Origin of the sequence: Acinetobacter brisouii, assembly GCF_008993995.1 — a bacterium.
Taxonomy (GTDB): Bacteria; Pseudomonadota; Gammaproteobacteria; order Pseudomonadales; family Moraxellaceae; genus Acinetobacter; species Acinetobacter brisouii_A.
The window spans coordinates 1-3,972 of record NZ_BKNN01000126.1; the positions used below are offsets into that span (position 1 = coordinate 1).

Here is a 3,972-nt window from a genome sequence, read left to right on the forward strand (position 1 = left end):
ACATAGATAAATTAAATGAAGAAATTAAATTAAAAAATAAAAAACCTGAAAAAATTTTAATTGGATATAAGGTTTATGCTGAGTTAATGAATGAACGTCAGTTTATGCAAGAAGTGGTTGGATCTGCAATGAATCCAAACAAACGTAAGTATAAGAATATTAAAATTAAAGTCACTCAAGATGGGCGACAACTTGAAATTGTTTAACTCAATAACAAAGAAGCTCACAGTATTGTGAGCTTCAAAAATAAATTAAATTTTATGAAATAATATAAGAAATTGATGTTTATTTTTTCTTATCAATGATGATCCTGTAATAAAATATTTGGAATCTTGCCTAGAAAAATATCACGAGCAATATCTCCTTGCTGCTCAATGTTATACGCTGCAAATGCTTTGCCTTTTTGTAGTGTATAACGGTAAGGGTTGTAGTATTTTGCTGTGAGATAATAGGCCGTTTGTAGTAATCCACCTCGCCATAAGACTGATAAACCTTGCTGATATTGTAAAATATGAGTCATTTCATGAATAAAAACTGACTGATAAATCAAGGACTCTTTGCCATAATCGAGTGAATAATTTTCAGGATTGACAAAAATAGTACCGTTGGGTGCCATAAACATGCCAATCGGTTGCCAAGGTAAAAATGGCGCACTCAAAATTTTAACTTGCGTATAATCAATTAAATCGGCAAAAACTGCTTTCGCTAAAGTCATTTCTGCATGAGTCAAATTTCGTACTTGTAATGTCCAAATCTTAAAATAATCAAAGCAATACAGCAGTAAGAACCAAACCAAGCGCTCTTTTAAATTCATACTGGGCTAGGCTCCTAATGTCATGTATCAACCAGTAAAGGAAATGAAAATGAAGAAGCAAGTCGGCATACCGACTTGAGTAATCAAATCATACCTTATATTTTGATACAGACATTTTAAGGTATATGGGTTTAAAAAAAAATTGGCAGTCTAAAATGCTATTGTGATGCGCTGTATGACCAGCCAAGGTCATGATGATTGGCTTTTTTGGTCTTCTGAAGGTGGCATGCCAAAAAAGCGTTTATATTCTCTGGAAAATTGCGACAGACTTTCATAGCCGACCTGTAAACTGGCAGACGAAATATCTCGACTTTCGGTCAGTAACAAACGGCGCGCTTCAGTTAAACGCATACTTTTTTGGTACTGAAGCGGGCTCATGTTGGTAATGTCCCGAAAATGCTGATGAAAGCTCGATACGCTCATTCCCATACTTTTGGCCAGTTCTTCAATGCTTAAAGACTCGGTGAAATTGTGCTTAATCCAGTCGATGGCACGAATAATCCGATGCCCCGTTGTGCCCATCGTGATAATCTGCTTGAGTCGTTCACCTTGCGGGCTGATCAGCAGGCGATAAAAAATTTCCTTAATAATTAAGGGCGCGAGTATTGCAATGTCTTATGGTGTATTGAGTAAATTCATTAGGCGAATAAAGGCACTGATCATATCGGGTGTGAGCTTTCCAACCGCAACGCCTTTACGGTCTTTATGTGCAGGTTTAAAAGGAATCTGCGCTTCAAGCATGATTTACGCCAGTAAATGCGGATCGAGTTTGAGTAACACACTAAGATAGGGACGTTCTGGCGAGGCTTCAGTAATTTGTGCAATTACGGGAAAATCCACCGCGGTAAACAGAAAATGACTGGCATCGTAGGTATGATTTCCTGACCGAGCATGACCTGTTTTTGTCCTTGGGCAATCAGGCACAGACTGGCATCCATGACATAACTGGTCGGTTCAGTCAGATGTTCCCAACGGCTTAAACTCAAGTCAGCAATGGGTGTTTGCACATGGTGCTGACCTTGCGTCCACTGGGTGATGCTACGTCCTAAAATTTCATTAAGCCCCATTTCCAAATTTGACATTGCCCGACCTTTTTACTGCTGTAACTCTGCTCAACATAGTCGTACTTGGGCAAGAAACCTAGAGTCTGTAATATTTTTTTGGAGAATTAGGCAAATCTACAAGAGGAATGGAACAACCGTTTTAACCCAAAATTTCTATACTGGTTTTACGGTTCTGATGACAGTTGTATTGGTGGGTTATTTGGGTGAAATTCAGCTACATACTGTGCCAATGATTATGGGTCGCCGTTCGGTTGCAGGTTCGGTCATTGGCGGGATTTAGGAAACCCAAGAGCTGTTGGATTTCTGTGGTGAACATAACATTACTGCTGATGTGGAAATGATCGAGACGTGATCTCATTTTTAACCAATACCAATCAGCAGCATTATGCAGGTCCGACCACGTTATCGTATTTATCCCAAATATTGAAGATAGATGTCATTATCTTATGGGCAAGATCAAGGGAAGCAAAATTTTTTCGAGGAATATTTCAACAAATCAACAGTAAACGATATTGATCTTCTTCATGCGGTGCTCTGTGAATACAGGGTAAAACCTGTTGCGTTGGATGATCGACTGCCAAGCGCCATAAATGTCCTAAGCCTAAATTGACAGGTTTGGCATTAGGCTTCGGTTGATAGTGCAAATCAAAAAAATATTCTGCGAGGAAATTTTCAAATTCGGCTTCTGCGCCGTCATGTAATGCTTTAAGTTTTTCTCTGATTTCTGGAATCAGAATTTTTTGTTCAACCTGATCATTAGGCAAAATATCACTTGTAGCGCCGTAATAAGTACATAAGAAAGTATCTGTTGCGATGGGAGACCGATCAACATGATAGGAATAAACATCTGTCGAAATGAAGTCTAGCTCGTCATCCCGTTGGTAATTTTTTAGCAAATTTAGAGCAGGAGAGGCTCCAAAACCTGTTAACAGCTGTAGATCTGTTAAGATAATTTCCCTTGCTAGATTGCCTTTTTCTGAAAGTTGTAGTGCTAAAAGATCTTTGATAGAAACTTCTGTAATATTCTCTTTTAATTCAAGTTTATCTACAATTTCTTTAAAATCACCAAGCAAATTGCGATGCCAGCACATGGCATTCATGACGCCATGAAAATCTGAATTTACAAGTTCAGCAAAACTTGGAACCACTTTGATTTGCGTATTGTCAGTAAAAGCATTCTTCATATAAGAATTAAATCAATGAGAAACGATATCTAATTATATACGCGCGGCTTTATAGAAACGGAGAATAATGAATGACACAAGTCAATTTTTAAAAATTCTAGGTTATTCCTGTACGAACTTTGCTCATCATAAACTTTAGTCATTTATTTTTTTATTCTGAAAAATCTCAAATAAATTGGCATGATTCGATGCAGGCTGTCTATTGAGAAATGCACTGGCGTAATCTTCTAAATGATTTTCCATAAGCGAAATCGCTAGCTGTTCATCACCATTTTCAATGGCATTGAGAATGGCAGTATGTTCTTCAACCGAACAACAATTATGCGTAGGGGTTTCATACATACGAATCAACAGTGACGTTCTGGCGATCAAGGTTTGAAGATAATTGGTCACCAGTGGATTATTGTTGATTTCACTCAACTCAAGGTGGAAGTCGCCTGACAGTTTTACCCACTCCTTCCAGTTGCCATTGGATAAGGCATTTTCCTCTTTTCGTACAAGTTCCCTGATATTTTTTAAATTGAGGGTTTTTGCTTCTTTCGCCAGTTTTTTTACAGTTCCAAGCTCCAGCATACTGCGAGCTTCAAATACCGCTTTGGTTTCTTCAATATCATGTTCTGCGACAATTGCACCACGATTGGGCTCAATTTTAATGATTTTATCATGAGCGAGTTTGACAAAAACTCGTCGGATAACACCACGGGTCACACCAAATGCTTTGCATAAAGGTGCTTCCACCAAACGTGCGCCAGGCGTTAATTGACGGTTTAGGATGGCATCAAGAATGGCATTGTAGATGTGCAGATCTATATCTTTTTTATTAATAACATTGTTCACATTTTCTGTAGGCAATGACATTTTTTGAATCTCCTTAGTGCATTCAAATTTCAAAATGGTGAACATTTTAAAA

4 protein-coding genes and 3 pseudogenes are annotated in these 3,972 nt (G+C 38.0%); 3 read left to right on the forward strand and 4 right to left on the reverse strand.

Features of this window, described 5'->3' with window-relative positions; all coding sequences use genetic code 11:
* The first annotated feature begins 2 nt into the window (after positions 1 to 2).
* Entirely contained in the window at positions 3 to 206 is a 204-nt protein-coding gene (locus tag GBN19_RS14960; RefSeq protein WP_151778655.1) for a hypothetical protein, read from the forward strand.
* Positions 207 to 298: 92 nt separating this feature from the next.
* Here GBN19_RS14960 and GBN19_RS14965 read toward each other — a convergent pair whose 3' ends face one another.
* Both GBN19_RS14965 and GBN19_RS14970 read right to left on the reverse strand, forming a co-directional pair.
* Positions 299 to 814, reverse strand: a complete 516-nt coding sequence (locus tag GBN19_RS14965) for a hypothetical protein (protein ID WP_151778656.1) — start codon at positions 812 to 814, stop codon at positions 299 to 301.
* 189 nt (positions 815 to 1,003) lie between these two features.
* Positions 1,004 to 1,896 (reverse strand): annotated as a pseudogene (locus GBN19_RS14970) (AraC family transcriptional regulator N-terminal domain-containing protein).
* Positions 1,897 to 2,056: 160 nt separating this feature from the next.
* Between GBN19_RS14970 and GBN19_RS14975 the strand changes: the two are divergent.
* Together GBN19_RS14975 and GBN19_RS16370 are read left to right on the forward strand one after the other, a co-directional pair.
* A pseudogene (locus GBN19_RS14975) lies at positions 2,057 to 2,221 on the forward strand (NAD(P)-dependent alcohol dehydrogenase); the annotation flags it as partial.
* Between the two features lie 5 nt (positions 2,222 to 2,226).
* Positions 2,227 to 2,310, forward strand: a pseudogene (locus GBN19_RS16370) (potassium-transporting ATPase subunit KdpA); the annotation flags it as partial.
* Between the two features lie 56 nt (positions 2,311 to 2,366).
* Here the strand turns inward: GBN19_RS16370 and GBN19_RS14985 are convergent.
* Entirely contained in the window at positions 2,367 to 3,062 is a 696-nt protein-coding gene (locus GBN19_RS14985; RefSeq protein ID WP_151778657.1) for a DUF1826 domain-containing protein, read from the reverse strand.
* Between the two features lie 135 nt (positions 3,063 to 3,197).
* Positions 3,198 to 3,920, reverse strand: coding sequence for a GntR family transcriptional regulator (locus tag GBN19_RS14990; RefSeq protein ID WP_151778658.1), 723 nt, complete (start codon positions 3,918 to 3,920; stop codon positions 3,198 to 3,200).
* Positions 3,921 to 3,972 lie beyond the last annotated feature (52 nt).

Coding starts and splice junctions, on each gene's coding strand:
- GBN19_RS14965 (WP_151778656.1), bottom strand. CDS start 814: ATGAATTTAAAAGAGCGCTTGGTTTGGTTCTTACTGCTGTATTGCTTT.
- GBN19_RS14985 (WP_151778657.1), bottom strand. CDS start 3,062: ATGAAGAATGCTTTTACTGACAATACGCAAATCAAAGTGGTTCCAAGT.
- GBN19_RS14990 (WP_151778658.1), bottom strand. CDS start 3,920: ATGTCATTGCCTACAGAAAATGTGAACAATGTTATTAATAAAAAAGAT.